The 26,327-nt window shown below is 72.0% G+C and carries 27 protein-coding genes and 1 pseudogene; 23 read left to right on the top strand and 5 right to left on the bottom strand.

Annotated elements, in window-relative coordinates; genetic code table 11:
- Nucleotides 1-83: 83 nt before the first annotated feature.
- A complete protein-coding gene (locus QFZ64_RS22055; protein ID WP_307068325.1) occupies nt 84-1,085 on the top strand; it encodes a YafY family protein in 1,002 nt (333 codons plus the stop codon).
- Between the two features lie 55 nt (nt 1,086-1,140).
- On the top strand, nt 1,141-1,497 hold the full coding sequence (locus QFZ64_RS22060) for a DUF6204 family protein (RefSeq protein ID WP_307068328.1): 357 nt from the start codon (nt 1,141-1,143) through the stop codon (nt 1,495-1,497).
- A 36-nt stretch (nt 1,498-1,533) separates the two neighbouring features.
- Here the strand turns inward: QFZ64_RS22060 and QFZ64_RS22065 are convergent, their stop codons facing one another.
- Nucleotides 1,534-2,022, bottom strand: coding sequence for a hypothetical protein (locus tag QFZ64_RS22065; RefSeq protein WP_307068330.1), 489 nt, complete (start codon nt 2,020-2,022; stop codon nt 1,534-1,536).
- Nucleotides 2,023-2,299: 277 nt separating this feature from the next.
- On the opposite strand from QFZ64_RS22065, the gene QFZ64_RS22070 reads away from it, so the two are divergent.
- The 3 genes from QFZ64_RS22070 (at nt 2,300) to QFZ64_RS22080 (ending at nt 3,709) form a co-directional block, all read left to right on the top strand.
- Entirely contained in the window at nt 2,300-3,025 is a 726-nt protein-coding gene (locus QFZ64_RS22070) for a hypothetical protein (protein ID WP_307068332.1), read from the top strand.
- A gap of 151 nt (nt 3,026-3,176) precedes the next feature.
- A complete protein-coding gene (locus tag QFZ64_RS22075; RefSeq protein ID WP_307068334.1) occupies nt 3,177-3,455 on the top strand; it encodes a type II toxin-antitoxin system Phd/YefM family antitoxin in 279 nt (92 codons plus the stop codon).
- Nucleotides 3,452-3,709 carry a Txe/YoeB family addiction module toxin gene (locus tag QFZ64_RS22080; RefSeq protein WP_307068336.1) on the top strand — a complete coding sequence of 86 codons (258 nt, stop codon included), beginning with the start codon at nt 3,452-3,454 and terminating at the stop codon, nt 3,707-3,709. Before QFZ64_RS22075 ends, QFZ64_RS22080 begins: the two co-directional genes overlap by 4 nt.
- Before the next feature lie 56 nt (nt 3,710-3,765).
- Here the strand turns inward: QFZ64_RS22080 and QFZ64_RS22085 are convergent, their stop codons facing one another.
- Nucleotides 3,766-5,484 (bottom strand): chitinase, encoded by a 1,719-nt coding sequence (locus QFZ64_RS22085; protein ID WP_307068338.1) that lies wholly within the window; start codon nt 5,482-5,484, stop codon nt 3,766-3,768.
- Nucleotides 5,485-5,907: 423 nt separating this feature from the next.
- Here QFZ64_RS22085 and QFZ64_RS22090 point away from each other — a divergent pair, with 423 nt between their 5' ends.
- From QFZ64_RS22090 to QFZ64_RS22155, 14 genes and pseudogenes are all read left to right on the top strand, one after another.
- Nucleotides 5,908-6,840 carry a hypothetical protein gene (locus QFZ64_RS22090; RefSeq protein ID WP_307068340.1) on the top strand — a complete coding sequence of 311 codons (933 nt, stop codon included), beginning with the start codon at nt 5,908-5,910 and terminating at the stop codon, nt 6,838-6,840.
- 144 nt (nt 6,841-6,984) lie between these two features.
- Nucleotides 6,985-7,698 carry a Flp pilus assembly protein CpaB gene (gene cpaB, locus QFZ64_RS22095; RefSeq protein WP_307068342.1) on the top strand — a complete coding sequence of 238 codons (714 nt, stop codon included), beginning with the start codon at nt 6,985-6,987 and terminating at the stop codon, nt 7,696-7,698.
- 10 nt (nt 7,699-7,708) lie between these two features.
- Nucleotides 7,709-9,335, top strand: a pseudogene (locus tag QFZ64_RS22100) (CpaE family protein).
- Between the two features lie 113 nt (nt 9,336-9,448).
- Nucleotides 9,449-9,763, top strand: a complete 315-nt coding sequence (locus QFZ64_RS22105) for a TadE/TadG family type IV pilus assembly protein (RefSeq protein WP_307068344.1) — start codon at nt 9,449-9,451, stop codon at nt 9,761-9,763.
- A 58-nt stretch (nt 9,764-9,821) separates the two neighbouring features.
- Nucleotides 9,822-11,162 (top strand): CpaF family protein, encoded by a 1,341-nt coding sequence (locus QFZ64_RS22110; RefSeq protein ID WP_307068346.1) that lies wholly within the window; start codon nt 9,822-9,824, stop codon nt 11,160-11,162.
- 58 nt (nt 11,163-11,220) lie between these two features.
- Nucleotides 11,221-12,168, top strand: a complete 948-nt coding sequence (locus QFZ64_RS22115; protein ID WP_307068348.1) for a type II secretion system F family protein — start codon at nt 11,221-11,223, stop codon at nt 12,166-12,168.
- 20 nt (nt 12,169-12,188) lie between these two features.
- The gene (locus QFZ64_RS22120; protein ID WP_307068351.1) at nt 12,189-13,079 is read left to right on the top strand and encodes a DUF5936 domain-containing protein; all 891 of its coding nucleotides are present in this window, start codon (nt 12,189-12,191) and stop codon (nt 13,077-13,079) included.
- A gap of 1 nt (nt 13,080) precedes the next feature.
- Complete coding sequence (locus QFZ64_RS22125; protein WP_307068353.1) at nt 13,081-14,403, top strand: sensor histidine kinase; 1,323 nt, start codon at nt 13,081-13,083, stop codon at nt 14,401-14,403.
- On the top strand, nt 14,396-15,130 hold the full coding sequence (locus QFZ64_RS22130; RefSeq protein WP_307068355.1) for a response regulator transcription factor: 735 nt from the start codon (nt 14,396-14,398) through the stop codon (nt 15,128-15,130). Before QFZ64_RS22125 ends, QFZ64_RS22130 begins: the two co-directional genes overlap by 8 nt.
- A gap of 105 nt (nt 15,131-15,235) precedes the next feature.
- Nucleotides 15,236-15,442, top strand: a complete 207-nt coding sequence (locus tag QFZ64_RS22135; protein WP_307068357.1) for a hypothetical protein — start codon at nt 15,236-15,238, stop codon at nt 15,440-15,442.
- Nucleotides 15,443-15,471: 29 nt separating this feature from the next.
- Entirely contained in the window at nt 15,472-16,044 is a 573-nt protein-coding gene (locus QFZ64_RS22140; RefSeq protein ID WP_307071816.1) for a pilus assembly protein TadG-related protein, read from the top strand.
- Between the two features lie 15 nt (nt 16,045-16,059).
- Entirely contained in the window at nt 16,060-16,662 is a 603-nt protein-coding gene (locus tag QFZ64_RS22145) for a hypothetical protein (protein ID WP_307068359.1), read from the top strand.
- Between the two features lie 3 nt (nt 16,663-16,665).
- Entirely contained in the window at nt 16,666-17,313 is a 648-nt protein-coding gene (locus tag QFZ64_RS22150; protein ID WP_307068362.1) for an OmpA family protein, read from the top strand.
- Nucleotides 17,314-17,371: 58 nt separating this feature from the next.
- The gene (locus QFZ64_RS22155; RefSeq protein ID WP_307068364.1) at nt 17,372-18,139 is read left to right on the top strand and encodes a class I SAM-dependent methyltransferase; all 768 of its coding nucleotides are present in this window, start codon (nt 17,372-17,374) and stop codon (nt 18,137-18,139) included.
- A 373-nt stretch (nt 18,140-18,512) separates the two neighbouring features.
- Here the strand turns inward: QFZ64_RS22155 and QFZ64_RS22160 are convergent, their stop codons facing one another.
- Entirely contained in the window at nt 18,513-18,893 is a 381-nt protein-coding gene (locus QFZ64_RS22160) for a DUF192 domain-containing protein (RefSeq protein ID WP_307068366.1), read from the bottom strand.
- Between the two features lie 596 nt (nt 18,894-19,489).
- Here QFZ64_RS22160 and QFZ64_RS22165 point away from each other — a divergent pair.
- The 4 genes from QFZ64_RS22165 to QFZ64_RS22180 all read left to right on the top strand — a co-directional run bounded on the left by QFZ64_RS22165 (nt 19,490) and on the right by QFZ64_RS22180 (nt 25,107).
- Complete coding sequence (locus QFZ64_RS22165) at nt 19,490-20,263, top strand: isoprenyl transferase (protein WP_307068367.1); 774 nt, start codon at nt 19,490-19,492, stop codon at nt 20,261-20,263.
- Nucleotides 20,264-20,838: 575 nt separating this feature from the next.
- Nucleotides 20,839-22,164, top strand: a complete 1,326-nt coding sequence (locus QFZ64_RS22170) for a PhoH family protein (RefSeq protein ID WP_307068369.1) — start codon at nt 20,839-20,841, stop codon at nt 22,162-22,164.
- 441 nt (nt 22,165-22,605) lie between these two features.
- Nucleotides 22,606-23,325 (top strand): transglycosylase SLT domain-containing protein, encoded by a 720-nt coding sequence (locus tag QFZ64_RS22175; protein WP_307068371.1) that lies wholly within the window; start codon nt 22,606-22,608, stop codon nt 23,323-23,325.
- A gap of 147 nt (nt 23,326-23,472) precedes the next feature.
- Nucleotides 23,473-25,107, top strand: a complete 1,635-nt coding sequence (locus tag QFZ64_RS22180; RefSeq protein ID WP_307068373.1) for an AI-2E family transporter — start codon at nt 23,473-23,475, stop codon at nt 25,105-25,107.
- A 109-nt stretch (nt 25,108-25,216) separates the two neighbouring features.
- On the opposite strand, the gene QFZ64_RS22185 is transcribed toward QFZ64_RS22180, so the two are convergent.
- Together QFZ64_RS22185 and QFZ64_RS22190 are read right to left on the bottom strand one after the other, a co-directional pair.
- The gene (locus QFZ64_RS22185) at nt 25,217-25,750 is read right to left on the bottom strand and encodes an alkyl hydroperoxide reductase (RefSeq protein ID WP_307068375.1); all 534 of its coding nucleotides are present in this window, start codon (nt 25,748-25,750) and stop codon (nt 25,217-25,219) included.
- Nucleotides 25,751-25,754: 4 nt separating this feature from the next.
- Nucleotides 25,755-26,309, bottom strand: coding sequence for a peroxiredoxin (locus QFZ64_RS22190; protein ID WP_307068377.1), 555 nt, complete (start codon nt 26,307-26,309; stop codon nt 25,755-25,757).
- Nucleotides 26,310-26,327 lie beyond the last annotated feature (18 nt).

Here is a 26,327-nt window from a genome sequence, read left to right on the forward strand (position 1 = left end):
AAGGGTGTGCCGGTGGGGGACGTGTGCCACGCTAGGACGGATACCGGACAGCCTCCGCCCGGTATCGGCGGCAGACTTCTCACGTGACCACCGCGACCTCCACCACCCGCGTCCTCGCCCTCCTGGAGATCCTCCAGAGCGGCGGCACCCGCACCCTCGCCGACCTCGCCGACCGCCTCGGCGTGGACGAGCGCACCGTCCGCCGGTACGCCGGACATCTGCTGGAGCTGGGCGTGCCGGTCGAGTCGGTGCGCGGGCGGTACGGCGGCTACCGGCTCGCGCCGGGTCACCGGATGCCGCCGCTGATGCTCACGGACGAGGAGGCCCTCGCCGTACTCCTCGGGCTGCTGGTGGCCCAGCGGACCGGGCCGGTCACCGCGTCGGGCGCGGCGAGCGAGAGCGCGGCGGCCAAACTGCGCCGGGTTCTGCCGAAGGCACTGGGCCGGCGGCTGGAGGCGCTGCTGGAGACCGCCGGGTTCACCGCGGAGCCCCGCACCGCCGAGGCCCGCGAGGCCGGACTGCTCCTCGCCCTCGCCGAGGCCGCGCGCGACCGGCACCCCGTGGCGCTCGCCTACACCGACCGCAGGGGCCGCCGCAGCGACCGCACCGTGTGGCCGTACGGCCTGGTCGCGCACGGCGGCCGCTGGTACCTGACCGGCGCGGACCCGGCCGCCGGGGAGGCGGAGGTGCGCACCTTCCGGCTGGACCGCGTCGACGGCGTGACCGCGCTCCCCGGCTCCTTCGAGACCCCGGCGGACTTCGACCCGGTGGCCGCGGTCCGGGACGGCCTGGCCGGGACGCCGTGGGCCCACGAGGTGCGCGTGCGCGTGCGGGCCGACGAGCGGCACCTCCGCCGCCACCTCCCGGCGACCGTCGCCACGCTCTCCCCACTCCCGTCCGACGACGGCCCGGACTGGACCGACGTACGGTTCCGGGCGGAGCGGCTGGACTGGATCCCCGCCGTACTGGCCGCCCTGGACCGCCCGTTCGTCATCGAACGGCCCGCGGAACTGCGCGCTCTCGTACGGTCGTTGGGGCGCCGCCTCGACGAGTACGCCGCCGAGCCCGCGCCGGACGGCCGTTGACCCGGGCTCCGAAATCCGCTGGAGCCCCGCCCCCGCCCCCGCCTACGCTGCCCCGATGAGTACCCGCACCTTCCGCGTCACCGTCCGCGGCGTCTTCGACGGCCTCGACGACACCCAGCGCGCCGAACTGCTGTCCCACGCCGCCGAGCACGACGTACTGCGCGCGTCCTTCACCCGTGAGGGACACCTCAGCTACGACATCACCGCCCGGCCCGCCTTCACCTTCCGTTTCCTGGACGAGGGGGAGGCCGAGGAGGACATCCTGGAGGCGACGGAACGCGCCGAGACCGCGGCGACGGCATGGCTCACCGAGCACGGCTACGGCCACAAGAACCTCCGCTCCACCGCCGAGGACCTCTCCCAGGCCCCCCTGGGCAAGCGTCAACGCCGCGCGGCCGCCGCCGGGAAGTGACCGGGGGGCCGGTCGGTCCGGCTCGCGGCCTCCGCGTCACGCACCGAGGTTCCGCCGCCGTCCGCGCCGCTCACGCCGTCGCTCGGTCCGGCGCACCCGGGCCCGCTCCCGCCGCTCCTCGCGCAGCCGGCGCGCCCGCTCCAACCGCCGTGCTTCGCGCGCCCCTTCCGTGCTGAACCGCACGGCCCACACGACCAGTGCGCCGACCGAGAGCAGGACGAGGGCCACGATCCAGTGGCCGACGGACGTGCTCTCGCGCAACGCGACCGCCGCGCCCGCGACCGCTCCGGCCGGGTAGCCCAGGGCCGGCCGCCAGTCCCCGCGGTACAACCCGGTCTTGAACAGGACCGCGAGCGGCACGGGCGCGATCATGACGGCGGCGAAGTACTTCCCGCCGCCGTCCGGCACGCCGCATCCCCCCTTGGGCGTCGCCTCGCATCCCATGCCCACGGCCCCCGCCAGCCCCCACCCGAACCAGCACACCATCCCCGCCGCCACGGCGGCCCCCACCCATTTGGCCCACATGCGTGGATCATAGGGAGGGTCCGTCAGCGGTGAAGGCGGTGGATGGGCGTCGGCTCGTGCCGGAGGCGTGGGCGACGTCGGCACCGAAGGTGAGGGTGTCATGTACGTGAAGTAGCCTTCCGACGTGTCCACGCCTCCGCCGCCGCCCAACCCCTACGCGTCCGAACCGCCGCCCCCGCAGGGGCCGTACGGCGGGCAGCCCGGGCCGCCGCCGGGGCCGTACCCTCCGCAGCAGGGGCCGCCGCCCGGGCCGTACGGTCCGTATCCTCCGCAGTCGGTGCCGCAGCAGGCGCCCTACGGGCCGCCGGGGCCCTACGGCCCGTATCCGCCGTCGCCGTACGGCTGGGCCGGGCCGCCGCCGCCGAGGAAACGGCGGGTCGGGCTCGTGCTCGGGATCGTCGGCGGGGCCGTCGGCGCCGTCGTGGCGCTCGTGGTCGTACTCGTGCTCATCGGGAAGGCGGCCGTGGGCGGGTTCCCGGAAGCCGAGTACCGGCTCACCCTGCCCAGGACCCTGGCCGACGGCCGGTTCGCGCTCGCCCAGGACCTCTCCGACACCCAGGGCCGGCAGATCGAGGACGAGGCCGACGGGGCCTGGGACGCCAAGGACCTGCGGGCCGTCGTCGGCCAGTACAACATCGGCGGCGACAACAGCACGGGCGTGCTGCTGCTCAGCGGCATGTACGGGCGGTTCAAGAACACCCACCAGATGCGCGTCCACATGCTGCACGGTGCCACGCAGGCCGACGGCGTCACTCTGCTCAGGGAGCCGAAGGACTTCCCGAAGGACGGTGAGCCCACCATCGGCTGCGAGGTGCTCAAGCAGGAGAAGCTGGGGGCCCGCATCGTCTACCCGGTGTGCGCGTGGGGCGACGGCAACACGGGTGCCGCCATCGGCGTCACGGACGAGAAGTCCACGACGCGGAGCGCCTCCGACATAGACCTCGCGTCCTACGCCGAGCTCACCCGGCAGGTCCGGTCCGACACGGTCGAGCCGATCGGCTGACCGCGCCCAGGGGCCGGGGCAGGGGCCCGCCGCCTCCGCCTCCGGCTGCTCGGGCAGGAAGGCCGGGCGGACCGGGCGAGCCTCGCTCCGGAGGCGCGACGAACGGGAGAGTGGTACCGTTTCCCGTACCATTGGTGAAAGGTGTCGTCTCGTGTCCATCACCGCCAGCGAAGCCCGCCGTCGCCTGTTCCCGCTGATCGACGAGGTCAACAGCGACCGAACCGCCATAGAGATCGTGTCCAAGAACGGCAGCGCCTACCTCGTCTCGGCGGCGGAGTACGAGGCGCTGGAGGAGACCGCGCACCTCTTGCGTTCGCCCGCCAACGCCCGGCGCCTGCTGCGTTCGTACCAGAGCGCTCTGGACGGCGAGTACGAGCACCGCGAGCTCATCAGGAACGACGAGGACGACGAGAGCACGGAGTCCTCGTGAAGCTGGCCTTCACGGCGCAAGGGTGGGACGACTACGTTCACTGGCAGACCGCAGACCGCAAGGTCCTCAAGCGGCTGAACCGGCTCATCGACGACGTGGTGCGTGACCCGTACGAGGGCATCGGCAAACCCGAGCCGCTCAAGCATGCGCTGACCGGCGCCTGGTCGCGCCGGATCACCGACGAGCACCGGTTGGTGTACCTGCCCCTGGAGAACGAGGTGATCGTCCTCCAGGCCCGCTACCACTACACGTGAACTCTCGGAGCCAGGTGGGTGGAGGCGCGCGCCCCCACCCACCTGGCACCGTCGCCCTACGGCAGCCCGTGCACGTGCGGGCCCACCGTGTTGATCCAGCCGTTGCCCGCCGTCGCGTCCCAGTTCGTGGACCACGTCATCGCGCCCCGCAGGGCCGGGTACGTCTTCGACGGCTTGAACGAGCCGCAGTTCGTGCCCTTCGCCAGGCAGTCCAGGGCGTTGTCCACCACCGAGGGGGACACATAGCCACTGCCCGCGGCGCGGGTGGACGCGGGGACGCCGAGGCCGACCTGGTTGGGCGAGAGGCCGTTCTCCAGCTGGATGCAGGCCAGCGCGGTCAGGAAGTCCACCGAGCCCTGCGCGTACACCTTGCCGTCGCAGCCCAGCATCGTGCCGCTGTTGTAGAACTGGGTGTTGACGACCGTCAGGATGTCCTTGATGTTCAGCGCGGTCTGGAAGTAACCGGCCGACGTGGACTGCATGTCGATCGTCTGCGGTGCCATCGTGATGATCAGCGACGACCCCGCCTGCTGCGACAGCGACCGCAGTGCCTGCGTCATGTACGTGGCGTTGATGCCGTTCTCCAGGTCGATGTCGACGCCGTCGAAGCCATACGTCCGCATGAGGGAGTACACGGAGTTGGCGAAGTTCGCCGCCGACGTCGGGTCGCTCACCGAGACCGTGCCGTTCTGGCCGCCGACCGAGATCACGACCTTCTTGCCGGCCGCGTGCTTCGCCGCGATGTCCGCCTTGAACTGGTCGACGGTGTAGCCGTTCAGGCCGGCCGAGTCCAGGGTGAAGGAGACGGCGCCCGGAGTGGTCGTCGCGTCGGCGAAGGCGACGGCGACGATGTCGTACTGCGAGGGCACGTCGGACAGTCTCTGCACCTGTGCGCCGTTGTTGAAGTTCTGCCAGTAGCCGGTCACGGCGTGGCCTGGCAGGGCACCGCCGTGGTCACCGCCGTCCGACGCGGACGTCGTCGCCGACACCGTCGCGGACTTCGCCGACTCGCCCGCCGCGTTGGTCGCCGTCACCTGGAAGTTGTACGAGGTGGTGGCCGCGAGACCCGTCACCGTCGCCGAGGTGCCCGACGCCGAGAGCACCTTCGTGCCGCCGCGGTAGACGTTGTAGCCGGTCGCGTCGGACACCGGGTTCCAGGCGAGGGAGACGGAGGAGGCCGTCGTGCCCGAGACCTTCAGGCCGGCGGGGGCCGAGGGGACCGTAGGGGTGTCCGTGCCGCCGCCCCCGTCGGGGCCGAACACCGACACGTCGTCCGCGTAGTACGCCGCCTGCCCGTACCAGCCGTGCAGGTACACCGTCACGGAGGTGGTGGCGGAGCCCGTGGTGAAGCGGGTGCTGAGCTGCTTCCAGGACGAGGTGTCCGGGGTCCAGGTGGACACGTCGGTCGTGCCGGTGCCGGTCGCCCCGAGGTAGGCGTAGCCACCCTGCACCCACGCGCTCAGCGTGTAGGTGGAGTTGGGTTTCACGGCGGCCGTCTGGGTGCACTGGGCGTTGTCCTGGCCGGCCGGGGTCGCCTTCAGCGCGGAGGCGCCGCCGTGCACGGGGGAGGACACCGTCGTCCCGCTGCCGGCCGAACAGGTCCAGTTGCCCAGGCCCGCCTCGAAGCCGGCGTTCTTCGTGTTGTTGACGTCCGCCGCCGAGGCCTGGCCCGCGCCCGCCAGGGCGAGGGCGAGCGCGGCGGCGACGGTTCCGGCGAGGCGCCGGACGTGGCGTGTGCGGGGTCTGGTCCCGAGTGGGGCTGAGAGGCGGTGCACTGGGGCCTCCGGTGTGGGGAGTCGGGTCGATCGGGGAGATTCCGAAGATCGGGGAGATCGGAGATCCCGAAGATCCCGAAGATCGGGTAGATCAGGGAGATCGGGGGGTGAAGACGGTGGCCACCGTTGTGTGTTCAACATGGTCCAGACCAATCGGGCTGTCAAGAGCCTGACAACCCCTCGCCTGTGGGGGAGTGGCCTCCCGAGAGCTCAACAGCCGCCCGCGCACGCTCAGTTGGCACCCGGCCACCGCGCCCCGTCTCACGCTGTGTTGATCACGTACCGACCTTCGGTGAGATGATCTTCAAGTTTGTGTGTTGAGCGGCGCACGCCGTGGATATGGTGCTGATGCAAGAGGACGTGCGAGAGGGACGTCACAGGGGTGATCCGAGGCGGGGGCGACCGTCCGCCGCGAACAACGGGGTGGTGTACAGCGTGCCGACCGCGATAGCCGTCACCAGTCCCGGTCTGGCGCTTCCGCCGCTCGACCGGGGGACCCCGCCCGCGGTCGTCCAGCCGGGTCCCACTCTCGAACAGTCCGTCGTGGCCCTGCACACGCTCGTCGAGCAGCACGGCTACGTCATCGCCCTGTACCCCGCCGACTCCGGCGCCGGCGCCCCGGACCCGGCCGTCCAGCGGCTGCGCACCGCGCGCTCCGTGCTGGAGACCGACCGGGTCGCGCTGCTCCCCGTCGACCTTCCGCCGCTCGGACTCGCCCTGCTCGCCCAGCAGTTGCGGCAGCTCTCGGTGTGCGACTTCAGCCCCGGCGTGCTCGCCTGCGCCGCCCGGCTGCTCGCCCACTACATCTACGCCGGCGCCCTGCTCGGCTCCGTCGCCCGGCTCGACCGGCTGCCCGTCACGCTCACCGCGCACGCCAAGTCCTGGGTGCCCGGCGCCCAGTTCGCCGTCCTGGCCACCCCGCGCCCCCGGCTCGTCCGCACCGGCCAGGAGGAGTTACCCGGCCCGGAGTTCGGCACCCGGATGCTCGTCGCCGCCGGACAGCCGCCCTCCGACTGGGTCACCGCCACGCTCGCCCCCACGTGGCGCGTGCAGGGCGTGGCGACGGTGCCGCTGCCCGAACCGTCCGGCACCTGGTGGGGCACGACCCGGCTCGTCGAGTTCGCCGCCGGACTGCACGACGTCTCCGTGCTCTACCAACTCGTCTCCTCCGTACGCCGTGAGCTGTGCCGCTGGTGCGGACTCGAACTCATCGGCGACCGCTGCGGGTTCTGCGCGGCGCCCCTCACCGCGCCGCCCCCGCAGCCACCGGCGCCACCGCAGCCACCACCGCCCCGACTCGCCCCGGCCCGGGCCCACGCCGGCGCCGTACGGGCCCTGCCACCGGGCATGACCTAGTCACCGCCGGCCCCGCCCCGCCACCGTCGCCCCGCCCGGAAGGGCACCCGCCTCGAAAGGCCCCCGCCCCGAACGCACCCGTAAGGCTCCCGCACCACCCCGCACGGAACCGTCGTCCCCGCCCCGATCGAGGTTGCCCGAGTCATGAACTCCCGCCAGCGCCGCGGCGTCATCCTGCTGGTCCTCTCGGCCCTGTGCGCCCTCGGCGCCTTCGCCGGGGTGCTGTCGGTGATCCGCGACGTGAACTCCAAGGTCGGCCCCGAGGTGACCGCGTACCGGCTCAAGGACGACATCGCTCCCTACAAAGAACTCACCGCCGGCCAGTTCCAGCGCGTCTCGATGCCGGAGCGCTGGCTGCCGAAGACCGCCGTCATCGACCTCGCCCGGATCCGCGGCAAGATCGCCGTCACCCGGCTGGAGAAGGGCTCGCTGTTGCAGAGCGACATGATCGTCGCCCGGCCCGCCCTCGGACCGGGGCAGCAGGAGATCGCCATCATGATCGACGCGGCCACCGGCGTCGCGGGCAAGATCGACCCCGGCTCCCGGGTCAACATCTACGCCACCTTCAAGGCCGAGAACGACAAGGGCAGGGACCAGTCCAAGGTCATCGTCGAGAACGCCCGCGTCCTGGACGTCGGGAAGATCACCGCGCTGGACCCCGACCAGAGCAGCGACGAACGCCGGCGCAGCGCCACCCAGGCCGTCCCCATCACCTTCGCGCTCGACACCGCCGACGCCCAACGCCTCGCCTACGCCGAGTCGTTCGCGGAGCACGTACGGCTCGCCCTGGTCGCGGGCGGTTCCCGGCAGCAGGTCCCGCCGGGCGACCGCACGTACACCCTCGACGAGGACAAGTAGGAGGCCGCGCATGACCATCCGCATCCTCCCGGCCGTGGGCGACGCCGACGCGGCGCGCGGTCTGACCACCCTGCTCAGCCAGCTCGCCGACGCCGAACCCGCCCCGCCCGTCCCCGACTCCACCGCCCTCCTCGACACCCTCGCCCGGCTTGCCGCCGAGTCGCTCGACGAACTGCCCGAGGTCGTCCTCGTCCACGAGCGGATCGGCCCCGTCCCCGCCCTCGAACTCATCCGCGACCTGGTGCTGCGCTTCCCGGCCGTCGGCGTCGTCCTCATCACCTCCGACGCCGGCGCCGCCGTCCTCACCGCCGCGATGGACTCCGGCGCCCGGGGCATCATCGGCCTGCCGCTCGGCTACGACGCGCTGGCCGAACGCGTCCAGGCCGCCGCGAGCTGGTCCGCCGGGATGCGCCGCCACCTCGGCAGCAACACCCCCGAGCTGTACGCCGGTTCCGGCGGCACGCTCATCACCGTCACCGGGGCCAAGGGCGGCGTCGGCGCCACCGTCACCGCCGTCCAGCTCGCCCTCGCCGCCCGCGCCTCGGGCCGTACGGTGGCGCTGGCCGACCTCGACCTGCAGTCCGGGGACGTCGCCTCCTACCTCGACGTGCAGTTCCGCCGCTCCGTCGCCGATCTCGCCGCCATCACCGACATCAACCCCCGGGTCCTGCAGGACGCCGTCTACGCCCACGACAGCGGGGTGTCGCTGCTGCTCGCGCCCGCCGAGGGGGAGCGCGGCGAGGAGGTCACCGACCGGGTCGCCCGCCAGGTGCTCGGCGCGCTGCGCTCCCGGCACGACGTGGTGATCGTCGACTGCGGCTCCCAGATGACCGCCGCCACCGCCGCCGCCGTCGAACTCGCCGACCAGGCCCTGCTGCTCGTCACCCCGGACGTGGTCGCCGTCCGTGCCGCCAAGCGCATGGTGCGGATGTGGGACCGGCTGCAGATCCGCAAGGCCGAGGAGACCCTCACCGTCGTCAACCGGCACTCGCGCGGCACGGAGATCCAGCCCGGCATCGTGGAACGCGTCACCGGCACGCGGGTCGCGCGCGCCACCGTGCCCGCCGCCTTCAAGGAACTGCAGTCCGTCGTGGACGCCGGCCGCCTCCAGGACCTCGACACCCGCTCCACCGTCAAACAGGCCCTGTGGGCGCTGGGCGGGTGAACTCGGCCTGGTCGCCGTGGCCGAGGGCGGCGGCGGGCGGCGACGCCGGACCACCTCCGACCGGGGCGCCCTCTCGCTGCGCCGCCGCGCCTCCTCCGACCGGGGCGCGGTCACCCTCGAATTCGCCGGCATGTTCCCGATCGTCCTGGTCGTCATGGCGATCCTGTGGGAGTGCGTGCTCTACGGCTACACGTACTCCCTGGCCGGCAACGCCGCCGACGAGGCGGCCCGCGCGGCGACGGCCGCCTACGCGGTGCGCGGCGACTACACCGGTGCCTGCCAGTCGGCGGGCGCGGAGCACCTGCCGGACTCCTGGCAGGGCGCCGACATCGAGTGCAGCCCCGCCGGCCCCCTGATGCGCGCGACCGTCCACGCCGACGTACCGCTGTTCTTCCCCGGCGTCGACCTCGGCTGGAGCGTCGACGGCACGGCGGGAGCGGCGCTGGAAGGGCCGGAGGGGAGCGACGGATGACGACACGCACGCTGCCCGTACGCCCCGCACGGGCACGTCCCGAACGAGGTGCGAACGGCCGGAATGCGAACCGCCGTGGACACCTCCGGAACAGGAGCGACGCCGGCGTCTCCATGATCGAGTTCGCCGGCTACCTCCCCGTCCTCCTCGTCATCGGCCTGGCCGCCATCCAGCTCGGCCTCATCGGCTACGGCGTCAACCAGGCGGGCACGGCAGCCCGCGCCGCCGCCCGCGTCGCCTCCCAGCAGGGCGGCGACGGCACCGGAGCGGGCATCGCCGCCGTCAGCGGCTGGCTCGACCCCGCCCCCTCCGTACAGCGCGGCGCCGACACGACCACCGCCTCGGTCACCGTCCACGTGCCCGCCGTCATCCCGCTCTTCGACGACTTCGACCTCACCCGCACCGCCACCATGCCCACCGACGACTGAGCCCGCCCGCCCTCACCGCCACCGCCTCGTCACCGTCATCAGAGAGGAGCTGACCCCCATGAGCCTCCGCTCCCGCATCGCCGCCCCCGACGACGGCAGGACCGCCCGCGAGGACGGCCACCTCGTCGCCGTCTACCGCGCCAAGCTCCTCGAGGAGATCGACCTCGCGGAGATGTCCGGGCTCGCCGCCGCCGAACGCCGCACCCGCCTCGAACGCGTACTCGGCCACCTCATCAGCCGTGAGGGCCCGGTCCTCTCCTCCGCCGAACGCTCCCAGCTCATCCGCCGCGTCGTCGACGAGGCACTCGGCCTCGGCGTCCTCGAACCGCTGCTCGCCGACGCGTCCATCACCGAGATCATGGTCAACGGCCCCGACTCGATCTTCGTCGAACGGGCCGGCCGCGTCGAACAGCTCCCGCTCCGCTTCGCCTCCGCCGAGCAGCTCATGCAGACGATCGAACGCATCGTCTCCACCGTCAACCGCCGCGTCGACGAGTCCACACCCATGGTCGACGCCCGCCTGCCCACCGGCGAGCGCGTCAACGTCGTCATCCCGCCGCTCTCCCTGACCGGCCCCACCCTCACCATCCGCCGCTTCCCCCGCGCGTACACGCTTCCCGAACTGATCGGCCTCGGCTCGCTCGACGAGCAGATGCTGATGCTGCTCGCCGCGTTCGTCCGCGCCCGCTTCAACATCATCGTCAGCGGCGGCACGGGCACCGGGAAGACGACCCTGCTCAACGCCCTCTCCGAGCTGATCCCCGACCGCGAGCGCATCATCACCATCGAGGACTCCGCCGAACTCCAGCTCCAGCAGGAGCACGTGATCCGCCTGGAGTCCCGGCCGCCCAACGTCGAGGGCAAGGGCCGCATCACCATCCGCGACCTCGTCCGCAACTCGCTGCGCATGCGCCCCGACCGCATCATCGTCGGCGAGGTCCGCGGCGGCGAGACCCTCGACATGCTCCAGGCGATGTCCACCGGCCACGACGGTTCGCTCGCCACCGTCCACGCCAACTCCGCCGAGGACGCGCTGATGCGGCTCCAGACCCTCGGCTCCATGTCCGAGGTGATGATCCCCTTCGAGGCGCTCAAGGACCAGATCAACTCCGCGGTGGACGTCGTCGTCCAGCTCGCCCGGCACGCCGACGGCTCCCGCAAGATCGTCGAGATCGCCCTCGTCGTCAGCCACGGCCGCGAACAGTTCCGCATCGCCACGGTCTCCCGCTTCGCCGCCGCCCCCCTCACCGGGGACCGCGTCGTCCGCGGCCGCTACGAACACCTGCCGCTGCCCCGGTCGGCCGCCGAGAAGCTGTACGTCGCGGGCGAGCCGCTGCCCCCGGCGTACGGGGTCGCGGACGCGCTCGACGTACGCAACATCAGGCAGGCCCTCGGATGACCACCGCCGCGCCCCCGCGCCCGTCCCCGCCCTCGTCCCCGTCCCGGAGGTGCCGGCCATGAACAACCAGGCGCTCCTCGCCCTCGGCGCCACCGTCCTCGGCGGCACGCTCGCCGTCGCCGGCGTCCACGCCTACGCCTCCGGGCGCGACCGGCGCCGGGCCCTGGAGGACCGGCTCGCCGGCCCCGGCACGGGCCCGCCGCGGGCCGCCTCCGGCCGGGTGCGCCACTTCACCGGCGTCGACCGACGGGTACGCCGCACCCGCCTCGGCCGCGCCGTCCACCTGCGGCTGACCACCACCGGCCTGGACCTCACGGCCGGCGAGTTCCTCACCTACGTGACCTTCGTCGTCGTCGCCCTCTGGCTGATCGCGGCCGCCGCCCTGGCGCCCTTCTTCGGCCCCATCGCCGCCCTGATCGGCGTGTGGAGCGCGGTCGTCTTCCTCAACTGGCAGCGCCAGAAACGCATCGAGGCGTTCATCAACCAGCTCCCCGACGTCGCCCGCCTCCTCGCCAACGCCACCGCCGCCGGACTCGCCCTGCGTACCGCGCTCGCCATGGCCGCCGAGGAGCTGGAGGCCCCGGCGGGCGAGGAACTGGCCAGGGTCGCCGACCAGTTGAGCCTGGGCCGCTCGGTCGACGACGCCCTGGACGAACTCGCCGAACGGCTGCCCTCGCGCGAGCTGATCGTCCTCGTCACCACCCTCGTCCTGTCCAACAAGGCGGGCGGCTCCGTCGTCAGCTCGCTGCGCAACCTCACCCAGACCCTGGAGGACCGCAAGGAGACCCGCCGCGAGGTGCGCACCATGCTCTCCGAGGTCAACGCCACCGCCTTCACCGTCCCCATGCTGGGTCTCGGTTCCCTCGTCCTGGTGAACTCCTCCGACGACGGCGCCCTCGCCCGGGTCACCGGCTCCCCGATCGGCCAGGCCCTGGTGCTGATCTCCCTCGCCCTCTACACCGTCGGCTTCTTCGTCATCCGCCGCCTCGGCCGGATCGAAGTCTGAGGGAAGGGACCGAACAGGCCATGCTGCCCCTGCTCCTCGCGCTCCTCACGGCCGCGTCCGTCGCCGGTGTCCTGCTCGGCATCCGCATGATCCGCGCCGAGGCCAAGCTCCCCACCGACCTCGCCCTCGCCCTGGAGATCGGCGCCACCCGCGTCTCCACCGCCGGCTCGGCCGTCGACCGCCTCGGCATACGGTTCGTCCCCCTCGTCCTGCGCCTGATGGGCCCCCGGCGCACCGACGCCAAACGCCGCCGCATCGACATGGCGGGCAACCCCGGCGGCCTCACCCTCGACCGCTACGCCGCCCGCCGCGCCGTCTACGGCTTCTTCGGCGCGTTCATGGCACTGGTCTTCCTCACCACCGGCCACCCGCTGATCGCCCTGGCCACCCTCGCCTTCGGCCTGCTCGCCGCCGACGCCCTCATCTGGCAGGCGATCCGCGACCGCAAGGACGTCATCGACCGCACCCTGCCCGACTTCCTCGACGTGCTCGCCGTCGTCGTCTCCGCCGGCCTCGGCTTCCGCCAGGCCCTGGACCGTGTCGCCGAGAAGTACGCGGGCCCGTGGGCCGACGAACTGCGCATCACCCTGCGCCAGATGGACATGGGCGTCAGCCGCCGCCAGGCCTTCGACGAGCTCCGCCGCCGCAACACCTCCGAACAGGTCGCCCAGTTCGTCTCGGCGCTCCAGCAGGGCGAGGAACTCGGCTCCCCGATCGCCGAGACGCTCATCCAGCTCGCCACGGACATGCGCCGCACCGACGCGCAGAACGCCCGCCGCCGGGCGGCCAAGACCATCCCCAAGGCCACCATGGTCACCCTGGTCTTCATGCTCCCGGCCACGATGATCCTCATCGCCACCGGCATGTTCCTCGGCTCCGGCACGAACTTCGGCTCGATCCTGGGGCGCTGAGATGACCACGCCGCACACCCGGAACGACGGGACGACCACGCCGCACACCTGGGGCTATCTGGCGGACGACGCCCCCGCCCCGCCCACCCTCCGCCTCCAGCTCGGCGCCCTGCAGACCCTGTGCCGCCAGACCTTCGCCGTACGCCTGGCCGCCCTGCTCGTCGGTACCCCCTTCGCCCTGGCGAACACCACCACCGGCACCCCCCGCTACGCGGCCCTCGCCGCCGGGGTCCTCGGCAGCACCGCCTCGTACGCGATGCTCCGCGACTGGCACCGCTTCGGCCCCCGCGTCCTGGCCCACCCGAGCCTCATGGCCCTGGACCTCCTCTTCGTGGCGACCCTCCTGTTCACCGCCTCCCCGGCCTCCCCCCTGGCCTACGCCACCGTCTGCACCCCCCTGCTCTCCGGCCTCCTCTACGGCTGGCGCGGCACCGGCGTCTTCACGGGCCTGCAACTCGTCGTCCTCGTCACGGTGTTCCGCGCCTGGTCCCACCATCCCGGCGCCGGCGCCAACACCGTGCTCCTCGCCGGTTTCTGCGTCGCCGCCGGGATCATCGGCGTGACCCTGCGCAACCTGGTGTTCCGCTTCGGCGCGGCGGGCCAGGCCCTGGCGGAGGTCAACGCCCGCCTCGCCGTCGCGGAGGCCGTCGCCTCCGAACGCGCCCGGCTGGCCCGTGAGATGCACGACTCGGTGGCCAAGACCCTGCACGGCCTCGCTCTCACGGCCGAGGCCCTGGCCGCCTCCGCGGACCACGCCGACCCCGGCACCCTGAAGCACCAGGCCACCACGGTGGCGGCCGCCGCCCGCCGCGCCGCCACGGAGTCCCGCCACGTCCTGACCCACCTGCGCGCCCGGACGGACGACTCCCCGGCCCCGACGGACCTGGCCAGGGAACTGAGGTCCTACGCCACGGACTTCACGGCCCGCACCTCGATCCCGACCACGCTGGACGTGACCACGGACGTCACCGCACACCCGCATCTCCCCCCGGACACGGTCCACCACCTCCTGGCCATCACGTCCGAGGCCCTGGAGAACATCCGCCGCCACGCCCGCGCCACCCACGTACGGCTGACCCTCGAAACGACGCCGCCCGACGCGCTCCTCCTGCGCGTCGAGGACGACGGCACCGGCGTCCCGCACCCGGTCCCGCCCCTCGCCGACCTGACGCGATCCGGCCACTTCGGCCTCCTGGGCATGGCGGAACGCGCCCGAGCGCTGGGCGGCGGCCTCGACATCGCCCGTACACCAGGGGGCGGCACGGCGATCGAGGTCCGCGCCCCCGCGTCCCTCGCCCCCCGGAAGGCGGCCGTACATGCCTGACCAGGCACCATCCCTCCGGGTACTGGTGGCCGACGACAACCCGGTCGTCCGCGCGGGCCTGACCGCACTGCTCGGCGCCCACCCCGGCATCCGGGTCGTCGCCGAGGCCCCCGACGGTGGCCGCGCCCTCGTGCTGGCGGCCCGCCACCGCCCCGACGTGATCCTCCTCGACGCCCGCATGCCGGGCACCGACGGCCTCACCGCCCTGCCGCGCCTGGCCCGCCTGGCCCCGGTCCTCATGGTCACGTACAGCACGGAACCCGAGGTCATGACGGAGGCCGCCCGACGCGGCGCCACGGGCTACCTGGTCCACGGCAGCTTCACGACCGCCGAACTGATCGACGCGGTACGGGCGACGGCGGCGACGGAAATGCCCCCGCCAGCCCCTGTCCATTCTTCGCCCCTGCCTCCCCCCGAACCCTACGAATTCCCTTCGCACATGCAACCGCGCATGGCACAGTCGTCGAAGGCACGCTTCGCCCGCGCGACCGCTTTCGGCCGCCGCCCGCCCGACCACCGGGACTTCGGGCTGAGCTCACGGGAGGTGGAGGTCATGGATCTCATCGCGTCCGGCATGAACAACCGCCAGATCGCCGCCACCTGCTTCATCAGCGAGAAGACGGTCAAGAACCACATCAACCGCATCTTCGCGAAGCTCCACAGCGCCTCCCGCAGCGAGGCGATCGCCCACTGGCTCGGCACCGCCCACCAGGGGCGGCCGGCATGACCCCGTGCCAGGACGGAAGTTGGGCCCCCGGGCCCACGCAAAGCAGACGTCCTCTCACCTACGGTGTCGACGTCGGCTGTGTGACGGTACGGGAGGGCAGACGAGATGAGCCGCTTCACCAGGTGGAGGAAGACCGTCGCCTCCCGCATGCGCGGAACGGGGCGGGACGCGGGGGCGGGGTTCGTGGAGTACGCGGGCCTGATGATCATCATTGCGGGGATCTTCGTGATGATCGACCAGTTGGGGCTGGACGGCCTGATCTCCGGCGCCATCCGGAACGCTGTCACCCAGGTCACCGGCGGCGGTGGCTGACACCCCGGCTCCGTGCGGACCGGGGGCAGATCCTTCCGCTCTACATCTGGCTCACGGCGATCCTGTTGTTCGCCGCGCTCGCCTTCTTCGTCTTCGCCCAGGCTGCGTCCGCCCGTAACGGAGCCCAGTCCGCGGCGGACGCCGCCGCGCTGGCAGCCGCGCAGGACGCCCGCGACGAACTGATGGACCGGCTGGGCACCGACATCGGCATGGACGAGAACTGGCTGGACTGGCTGGACGGCGATCTCCCGAACGACACGGGCGCCGGCGCCGCCGCGCGGGAACTGGCCGCCCAGAACGACTCGACCGTCCAGGGCGGAGCCCAACTGGTCGTGCGTGACGGCTATCCCGGTTTCGAGGTGGCCGTACAGACGAACTACACGGTGGGCGACTCGATCATCCCGGGTACCGAGGGCCGGCACGCCCGCGCTCACGCCGTGGCGGTCATCCAGCCACGGTGCGACGTCGACCTCGACGCCGATCCCGAGAAACCCGTGGAACTGGACTGTGACGGCCAGACGGTGAACATCGATCCAACCGATTTCGAACCGGACGACCTCCCCGACGCGTCCGTGTTGTTCTCCGTGCATCTGGCCGAGTGAAAGGAACCCGTACCGATGACATACCGGCACACCAGGAAGGGCCGCAGGGCGCTGAGCGCGGTGGCGGTCACGGCTGGGCTGCTCCTCACGGTGGCCGGCTGCGGCGGGGGAGGCGGCGGGAAGTCGGACAGAGACGGATCGGCCTCCTCGGCGTCGGCGACGAAGGACGGCGGCGGCTCCGGGGCCAAGGACTCGTCGCAGTCGTCGGACAGCGACGACGCCCCGCTCGCGGAGGTCAAGAGCGGTGACGTGACGCTGACCATCACTTCGGTCGTCCGCGACGACGGCGGCTTCGTCACCGTCGACGGCCAGGTGATCAACAATGGTGGTGAGTTCTGGGTGGCGTCCAACTGGCGCAGCGACGAACGCGAGCTGGGAGCGAACGGCGCCTCCATGTCCGGCGCCTCACTCGTGGACAGCAGGGGGAAGAAGAAGTATCTCGTTCTGCGCGACACCCGGGGGCGCTGCCTCTGCACCAAGTTCGAGGGAGGCGGCGTCGACGCCGGAAAGTCGACCGACTGGTTCGCCCAGTTCCCCGCCCCACCCGAAGACACCACCAAGGTCGACTTCCAGGTGGGCGCCATGCCGCCCGCCTCCATCGAGATCTCCGAGGGGTGACCCGTGGCCACCGCCCCCGCCCTGACCACCACCACCGTCGCCCTCCTCACCGTGCTGGCCCTCTCCGCACCGTCCCCCGTCTTCGCGGACGGCGGTGATCCGAGCCGGCCGCCCGGAACCGTGAACACCTCACCGCCCCCCACCGTCGACCCGAACAGCCCGGGTCTGAAGCTCGCCGACGGGGCCACGCTCGCTGCCGCGAAGGTGCTGGACATCAAGTCGGTCGTGGAGGACCTCGGCGGCGAGGAGCGCCGTGAGGACACCAACGAGAACGTCACCTTCGCGCTCCAGGCCGAGGTGCTGTTCCCCAAGGACAGCGGCAAGCTGAACCCCGAGGCCCGCTCCCGGATCGACGCGATCGCCACCGAGATCAAGAAGCAGAACGCACAGGCCGTCCGCGTCTTCGGCTTCACCGACAATCTCGGCTCGTACGCGCACGGTCTGGTCCTCTCCAAACGCCGCGCGGAGGCCGTGCACGACGAACTGGCCTCCCACCTCGACGGCGACGTCACCTTCGAGGTCCGCGGCTACAGCGAGGACTACCCGATCGCCGACAACACGTCCGAACAGGGCCGCCGCAAGAACCGCCGCGTGGAGGTGTCGTTCCCGAGGAGCGGGACGACGCCGGACGGGAGCGGCGCGACCTCGTGACCGAGCAAGGGGGAAAACCACTCGCCCGCCGACGGGCCCTCTGACAGCATCGGCGCCCATGGACGCCCCGACCTTCGATGAGCTGATCGCCGAGGGCGACGCCGTGCCCGTCGACGGCTGGGACTTCTCCTGGTTCGAGGGACGGGCCACCGAGGCGCGGCCCTCCTGGGGGTACGCGCGGGGCCTGGCCCGCCGCCTGGCCCGAGCGACAGCCGCCCTCGACATCCAGACCGGAGGCGGCGAAGTCCTCCACTCCGCCCCCGTGCTGCCGCCCCTCACCGTCGCCACCGAGGGGTGGCCGCCCAACGTCTCCAAGGCCACCGCCCTCCTCGGCCCCCGGGGCGTCGCGGTGGTCGCCTCGCCCCAGGACGCGCCGCTGCCCTTCGCGGACGGCACCTTCGACCTCGTCACCAGCAGGCATCCGGTGCGCACGCACTGGGAGGAGATCGCCCGGGTACTGCGCCCCGGCGGCACGTACTACTCCCAGCAGGTCGGCCCGGAAAGCGTCTTCGAACTGGCCGGACACTTCCTCGGCCCCCTGCCCGACGAGGCTCGCCGCGCTCGCGATCCCGACCAGGCCCGCACCGCCGCCCACGCGGCCGGACTCGACGTCGTCGACCTCCGTACCGCGCGCCTGCGCGTGGAGTTCCACGACATCGCCGCCGTCGTCCACTTCCTCCGCAAGGTCGTCTGGATCGTCCCCGGCTTCACCACGGCCGCCCACCTGCCCCGCCTCCGCACCCTGCACGACCGCATCACCGCCCAGGGTTCCTTCGTGGCGCACAGCACCCGCTTCCTCATCGAGGCGCGCAAGCCGAACCTCTGACGGAAAGAGACGTGACACGGCGGGGAAGCCGCAAACGTACGGAAGGGGCCGGGCCGGTGCATCACAAGCCCGTTGCGTACGCCCGATCCGCGAAACCCCACCCTCTGGGGGATACGGCCATGCCCACCGGCAACGGGCGGATGCACCGGCCCGGCCCCGCCCCCTACGACAACCCGAGGCGCCCCGGCCGGCCCGCACCCCGCCGCACCGTTGTCCACATCGTTACCGCCCCGCCCTCGCCCCCGCACGCCCCGTCCCGTAGGTTCGGACCAAGGTGATTCGCGCAAGCAAAGTGACCATTGTGCGCGGGTGGTTCCGCGCAGCGGAGGGGGCTGCGCGGGACTCCGCCCGGCGACCCGGCCCCGGGCCCCGCTCACGCCCTTCGCATCACCACGATCGTCACCCCCGGCCGCACCCCCCACCGCCCCAGCGCCCCGGCCTCCGCCTCCAGCACATGCCGCACCCACGGCCGCGGCAACCCCACCCGCCCCGGCCGCATGGTCCGCACCGCGCGTACCCGCATCCTCCGGTCCAGGTACGCCACGTCCACGGCGAACCGCATCCCCACCGTGTGCACCGCGCCGGCCGGACTGAGCAGCAGCGCCCCCTCGACCCCGTCCCGTCCGAGCAGCCCCCGCTGCCGCTCCCGCCGCGACGTCGCGATCTCGAGCGGCACCCGCACGGAATCCACCGCACCACCGCCACGCACCACGAACGACGCCGAACCCGTCCCCTCACGCATCCACTCGCGCATCCCCGCAACGTAACGCGGGCCGCGGGCGGCACAGCCACCGGCGGCCCGGCTCCCGGATCCCGGAAAAAGAGAACGGGCCGGTCCGTGGGGGGGAAACGGACCGGCCCGAGGGGGGGAGTTCCACCATAACCCTTCGTGAGGGGTGCTGCGTGCACAAGCACGAAACAACTACTCTCCGCAGTCGCCCGACCGCGACGAGCTGACCGTCGGGACACTCGGTCAAGCAGGCGGATCGGCCGACTCCCGCTGGATTCGAAGGTGCGCCGAGCTCTCGGTAGACACATTCAGAGGTTTTACGTACGCATGTCGGAGGGTGGGTGTCGAGTCATCGGCGTGTTCCGGCGTACTCCGCGCGGGTGAACGGGCGGGCGTGGCGTCCCGGCATCCTCATCCACCACATTGACTCCCAACTGCCCCCAACCACCCCCGGTCCGCCCCGCCCCCGGCCCTCCCCTGGGCCGGGCGCACCCCGTCCGCAGCGGTAGGCTTCGCCCCCGGGGATCGCCATTCGGACGGCACGGCCGCCGCGACGGCCGCACGGAGAGGGCCGCCACGGCCGCACGGATCCCGATCCACACGGAGGGGCTGACAATCTCGTGAACCTGCGCGACAACCTGCGCCGCCTGCTGGTCAGGGTCTACGCACGCAGGGTGGAGGGCCACCTCGACCACGACCAGGTGCCCAAGCACATCGGCGTGATCATGGACGGCAACCGGCGCTGGGCGAAGGCGGCCGGATCCACCACCGCGCAGGGCCACCGGGCGGGCGCCGACAAGATCGAGGAGTTCCTCGGCTGGTGCAGCGAGACGGACGTCGAGGTCGTCACGCTCTGGCTGTTCTCCACGGACAACTTCGACCGCCCGCAGGAGGAGCTGGTCCCGCTCTTCGGGATCATCGAGGACGTCGCCCGCTCCCTCGCCGCCGACGGCCGCTGGCGCGTGCACCACGTCGGCGCGCTCGACCTGCTGCCGTCGGGGATGCAGACCGTGCTGAAGGAGGCCGAGGAGGCCACCGCGCAGGTCAAGGGGATAGTGGTCAACGTCGCCATCGGTTACGGCGGCCGCCAGGAGATCGCCGACGCCGTCCGGTCCATGCTCCACGACGCCCAGGACAAGGGCATCACGATGGAGCAGCTCGCCGAGTCCGTCGACATCGACATGATCGGCCGGCACCTCTACACCAGTGACCAGCCCGACCCCGACCTCGTCATCCGCACCAGCGGCGAGCAGCGGCTGTCCGGCTTCATGCTCTGGCAGACGGCCCACTCGGAGTACTACTTCTGCGACGTGTTCTGGCCGGCCTTCCGCAAGGTCGACTTCCTGCGCGCCCTGCGCGACTACGCGGCCCGCCACCGGCGCTTCGGCGGCTGACGCCGCCCCCGTCGCCTGCCGTTCCCGTCCTTCCGAGGGGCTCCGCCCCTCGACCCCCACGCCATGCGGCTCGGGGGGTCCGGGGTCCGGGCCGTCCGGCGGGTACGGGTCGTGGATGGTTGCTCGCGCAGTTCCCCGCGCCCCTGACAAGCGGGGGCCGCCCCCTGCTTACCAGGGGCGCGGGAAATCGCGGGCACGCAAGCCCCCACGCAAGCCCCCACGCAAGCCCTCCGAGCCCCCCCGCGCGCGGGCGCGCTGACCGCGCATCACGGTGCCGTGGGCCCCGGGTCACCAGGAGTTCACCTGGCCGCCCCGGCAACCCGTTGCATGGCCTTCGGTCGAACAGGGCATAAGCCAGACAGGTCGACACCCGAACCACGGGTGTCGTATCTCAGCGGGCGGCACGGGGCCGTCCGCCCGGGAGGCCCTTTGCACCAGCCCGACCGTGCGGTCTCAGCACGGGCGCAGACGCGGAGGGCCGGTCGCCGGCTTCCGCGATGCGTGCATCGCGGCCGTCGACCGGTCCAGCTCCTCTCCGTCGCTCCCCGACCTCTTCCGAGGGGGTACGTCCTTCCGTGGTGACCAGCACACAGCGCCGCAAGTCCGACCGGCGCACCTACGTTCTCGACACCAGCGTCCTGCTGGCCGACCCGAACGCCCTGACCCGCTTCGAGGAACACGAGGTCGTGCTCCCCATCGTGGTGGTCACGGAACTGGAGGCCAAGCGGCACCATCCCGAGCTCGGCTACTTCGCCCGGCAGGCCCTGCGGCTGCTGGACGACTTCCGGGTGCGGTACGGACGCCTCGACGCCCCCATCCCGATCGGCGAGCTGGGCGGCACGATGCGGGTCGAGCTCAACCACTCGGACCCCAGCGTCCTGCCCAGCGGCTACCGCCTGGGGGACAACGACTCCCGCATCCTCGCGGTCGCCCGCAACCTGCAGGCCGAGGGGTTCGACGTCACCGTCGTGTCGAAGGACCTCCCGCTGCGCATCAAGGCGTCCTCGGTGGGCCTGCTCGCCGAGGAGTACCGGGCGGAGCTGGCCATCACGGACGCCTCCGGGTGGACCGGGATGTCGGAACTGACACTGCCGGGCGAACAGGTGGACATCCTCTTCGAGGAAGGACACGTGTACGTGCCGGAGGCGGCCGACCTGCCCGTGCACACGGGGCTGACGATCCAGTCGGAACGGGGCAGGGCGCTCGGCCGGGTCACCGCCGAGGGCACCGTCCGGCTGGTGCGCGGCGACCGGGAGGCGTTCGGCATCAAGGGCCGCAGCGCCGAGCAGCGCGTCGCGCTCGACCTGTTGCTCGACCCGGACGTCGGGATCGTGTCGATGGGCGGCCGGGCCGGCACCGGCAAGTCGGCGCTGGCGCTGTGCGCTGGTCTGGAGGCGGTGCTGGAGCGCCGTCAGCACCAGAAGGTGATGGTCTTCCGGCCGCTGTACGCGGTGGGCGGGCAGGAGCTCGGCTATCTGCCGGGCAGCGAGGCCGAGAAGATGAGCCCCTGGGCGCAGGCGGTCTTCGACACCCTGTCGGCTGTGACGTCCCGCGAGGTCATCGAGGAGGTCACCGCCCGCGGCATGCTGGAGGTGCTGCCGCTGACGCACATCCGCGGCCGGTCCCTGCACGACGCGTTCGTGATCGTCGACGAGGCCCAGTCCCTGGAGCGGAACGTCCTGCTGACGGTCCTCTCCCGGATCGGCGCCAACTCGCGGGTGGTCCTCACCCACGACGTCGCGCAGCGGGACAATCTGCGGGTGGGCCGTTACGACGGCGTGGTGGCGGTCGTGGAGAGGCTGAAGGGGCACCCGCTCTTCGCCCACGTGACGCTGAACCGGTCCGAACGCTCCCAGATCGCCGCACTGGTGACCGAAATGTTGGAAGAGGGACACATCTAGCCGCTCACCGCGGCACACCGCAGTCCGTCCCAGACGGCTGCAGACCGCCTCAACTCATCGCATTCGCGCGGCAGTTGGCGCCGTCCGGCAACAAGGCGAAGGAGCCTAGCCGGGCGGCGCCCCGCTGTGTGGGGTTTCCCGTGAATATTCCGGGGTCGGCGGGGTGTGAGCTTTCACACGCGGCACTGAATTGATTCCCGGCATCGGGTTACGGCAGAGTCTCGGTTCTGTCAGGCCCCGCATACGACACAGCCGTACCCCCAGCGGTTCGGCGCATCGAGAACAGCACCAACTCCATAGAGCCGTCGTATGCCGCCCGAGCAACACGCGGCACTCCCGTCACGGGAGTTGTCCACCGGGCCCGTGCCTCCCGTGACCCCGTAGGTGGGAGGCCAGCGTCAAGGGGCACGATCGCGTCCGCCAGGGTCACCTCAGCGGGCGATGCTGGAAGGAAACCGTGTGAGCCGGATCTCGGTCCGGGGATTCGCAGTGGCCTCTGCCACCGCGGTCACCGCCGTCGGTAGCGTTGTAGGCGTTGCCTCGGGCAGTGTTGCCCAGAACAACGACGCCGAGGCGCCCGTCGCCGACGCGACGCTCCTGTCGGACATCCCCGTGGGCACGCAGGCCCAGGTCCAGACCGCGTCCCTCGCGCAGCAGGCCGACGCACAGGCCATCGCCGCGGACACCAGCGCCCGCAAGGACGCCGAGGCAGCCGCGCGCAAGGCCGCCGCCCAGAGCGCCGTCGCCAAGAAGGCGGCGGCCCAGAAGGCGGCGGACGATGCCAAGGAGCGGGCGAAGGAGAAGAAGGACGACGCCGCCAGCCGCAGCGCCACGCGCGACGCCTCGACCTTCACCGTCCAGAGCTCCTACACCGTCGCTCAGGTCCAGGCGATCGCCCGGCAGATCGTGCCGAGCGGCCAGTTCCAGTGCTTCAGCAACATCGTGAACCACGAGTCGACCTGGAACTACCAGGCGACCAACCCCTCCTCGGGTGCGTACGGCCTCGTCCAGGCCCTGCCCGCCGGCAAGATGGCCTCGGCCGGTGCCGACTGGCGGACCAACCCGGCCACCCAGATCAAGTGGGGCCTGAACTACATGAACCAGCGTTACGGCAGCCCGTGCGACGCCTGGTCGTACTGGCAGGCGAACGGGAACTACTGATCCGTGGTCCCCGCCGGTCCGCCGGTGCCCCCGCTCAACCTCGCACAGCCCCTCTCCGTCCTACGGGGAGGGGCTGTTGCCCTGTAGCGTCTGATCCGGCAGCTCCAGGGGGGAGTGGTGGGGAAAAGCGGGGGAAGAGGACGGACCATGTCACGTGTGCCGGAATGGCTCGGCCGGGCCGGTGCCCGACTGACCGAGCTGGGTGAGCGGCTCGACGCGCGTCGCGCGGAGGTCGAGGGCGGGCGGAACGCACCGGGGGCGCCGGAACGACCGCCCCGACGGCCCGGCGGTACCGACGGTACGGCCGCGGGTGCGGCCGGTTCGGCCGAGACCGCCGGTACGGCCGGGGGAATCGATCCAGCCGGCGGAGCGGGTACGGGCGGAGCCGCGGAGTCGGCCCCGCCCGCCGATACGTCCAAGTCCGCCAAGTCCGCCAAGCCTGCCAAGTTCGTCAAGCCCACCGGTGCCGCCGGGACCACCGGTCCGGCCGGACCGGCCGGGGGCGCCGACCCGTCGGGCCCCGTCGGCGCCGGGCCGGCGGACACCCAGTGGGACGCGGAGGCCGAGGCCGGGGAACCCCCGCCCGGCACGGCGGTGGCCGGGGGCCCGGGCCGCGACACCGTCCGCGCACCCGCGGGGGCCACCGCCTCCGCCGGGCTCGCCCCCGTCGTCGTACGACCGCGGCGGCCCGACCCCGCCCAGGCCGTGCCCTGGGGCGTGCGGGTCGCGGCGGAGGCCGGCTGGCGGCTGCTCGTGCTCGCCGGCACGGTGTGGGTGCTGATGACGGTCATCAGCGCCGTACGGCTCGTGGTGCTGGCGTTCGTCGCCGCACTGCTCATCACGGCGATACTGCAGCCGACAGTGGCCCGTCTGCGCCGCCACGGCGTACCGCGCGGACTGGCGACGGCGCTCACCGCGGTCCTCGGCTTCGTCGTCATGGGGCTCATCGGATGGTTCGTCACCTGGCAGGTGATGGAGAACATCGACAACCTCTCCGACCAGGTCCAGGACGGCATCGACGATCTGCGCCGGTGGCTGCTGAACAGCCCGTTCCATGTGACGGACAAACAGATCAACGCCATCGCCAAGAACCTGCGAGAGGCGATCGGGGCCAACACCGACCAGATCACCTCGGCCGGCCTGGAGGGTGTCACGGTCATCGTGGAGGGCCTGACGGGCATCCTGCTGACCATCTTCTCCACGCTGTTCCTGCTCTACGACGGCCGGCGCATCTGGGAGTGGACGCTCAAGCTGGTCCCGGCGGCGGCGCGGCCGGGGGTCGCCGGGGCGGGGCCGCAGGCGTGGCGCACGCTGACGGCGTACGTGCGCGGCACGGTGGTCGTGGCGCTGATCGACGCCATCTTCATCGGGCTCGGGATCTACTTCCTCGACGTGCCGATGGCGGTGCCGCTGGCCGTGTTCATCTTCCTGTTCGCGTTCATCCCGCTGGTGGGCGCGGTCGTGTCGGGGGCGCTGGCGGTGGTCGTGGCGCTGGTGACGCAGGGGGTGTTCGCGGCGGTGATGACGCTGGCGGTCGTGCTGGCGGTGCAGCAGATCGAGGGGCACATCCTGCAGCCGTTCATTCTGGGGCGGGCGGTGCGGGTGCATCCGCTGGCCGTGGTGCTGTCGGTGGCGGCGGGGGGGATGGTGGCCGGGATCGGGGGAGCGGTGGTCGCGGTTCCGCTGGTCGCGGTGACCAATACGGTGGTGGGTTACCTGCGGGCGTACGTGGGGGACGACGCGCCCGAGGGCGACCCGGCGGAGCGCCCGGCCGAGCAGTAGTCAGGGACGGGAGGGGAAGGGCAGGGGCGGCGGGGGCGAAAAACGCCCGGGCCCCGCCCACCGCGAGGTGGACGGGGCCCGAGTGCACGCGCGGCGTGAGCCGCGCACGTCACCCCGCCAGTACCGCCTCCGCGTCCAGCGTCACGCCGACCGCCTCCACGACCGCCGCGATCTTGAACGCCTCCTGGATCACCTCACGCTCGACGCCCGCCCTGCGGAGCACCTGCTCGTGCGAGTCGAGGCACATCCCGCACCCGTTGATCGCCGACACCGCGAACGACCACAGCTCGAAGTCGACCTTGTCGACCCCGGGGTTGCCGATGACGTTCATCCGCAGTCCGGCCCGCAGCGTGCCGTACTCGTGGTCGGACAGCAGGTGCCGCGTGCGGTAGAACACGTTGTTCATCGCCATGACGGCCGCCGCGGACTTCGCCGCGGTGTACGCCTCCGGCGACAGGTTGGCCTTCGCCTCCGGCTCCAGTTCCCGCAGCACGATCGGGGACCGTGAGGCGATCGCGGTCACCAGCACCGTGCCCCAGAGGGCCTGCGCCGGCAGGTCGGAGTTGCCGATCACCGAACCGAGGTTCAGCTTCAGGTCCTTGGCGTAGTCCGGCAGTGCGGACTTGAGCGCGTCCAGGGACATCGGGTCACTCACCCGCCAGCAGCGCGACCGGGTCGAGCGTCTCGTCGCCCTGCTTCCAGTTGCACGGGCACAGCTCGTCGGTCTGCAGCGCGTCGAGGACTCGCAGGACCTCCTTGGGGTTACGGCCGACGGACCCGGCGGTCACCATCGTGAACTGGATCTCGTTGTTCTGGTCCACGACGAACACCGCGCGCTGCGCGAAGCCGTCCTCGCCCTCGATGCCGAGCGCGCGCATCAGCTCGTGCCTGGAGTCGGCCATCATCGGGAAGGGCAGGTCGGTCAGGTCCGGGTGGTCCTTGCGCCAGGCGTGGTGGACGAACTCGGAGTCGCCGGAGAAGCCGAGGATCTGCGCGTCACGGTCGGCGAACTCGTCGTTCAGCTTGCCGAACGCGGCGATCTCGGTCGGGCACACGAAGGTGAAGTCCTTGGGCCAAGCGAAGACGATCTTCCACTTGCCCTCGTAGGTCTTGTGGTTGATCGTGTCGAACTCCTTGCCCTTCTCCAGGGAGACGCAGGCAGTCAGTTCGAACTCGGGGAACTTGTCACCGACAGTGAGCACAGACTCTCCTTGTACGCG

Origin of the sequence: Streptomyces sp. B3I8 (assembly GCF_030816915.1) — a bacterium.
Lineage (GTDB): Bacteria > Actinomycetota > Actinomycetes > Streptomycetales > Streptomycetaceae > Streptomyces.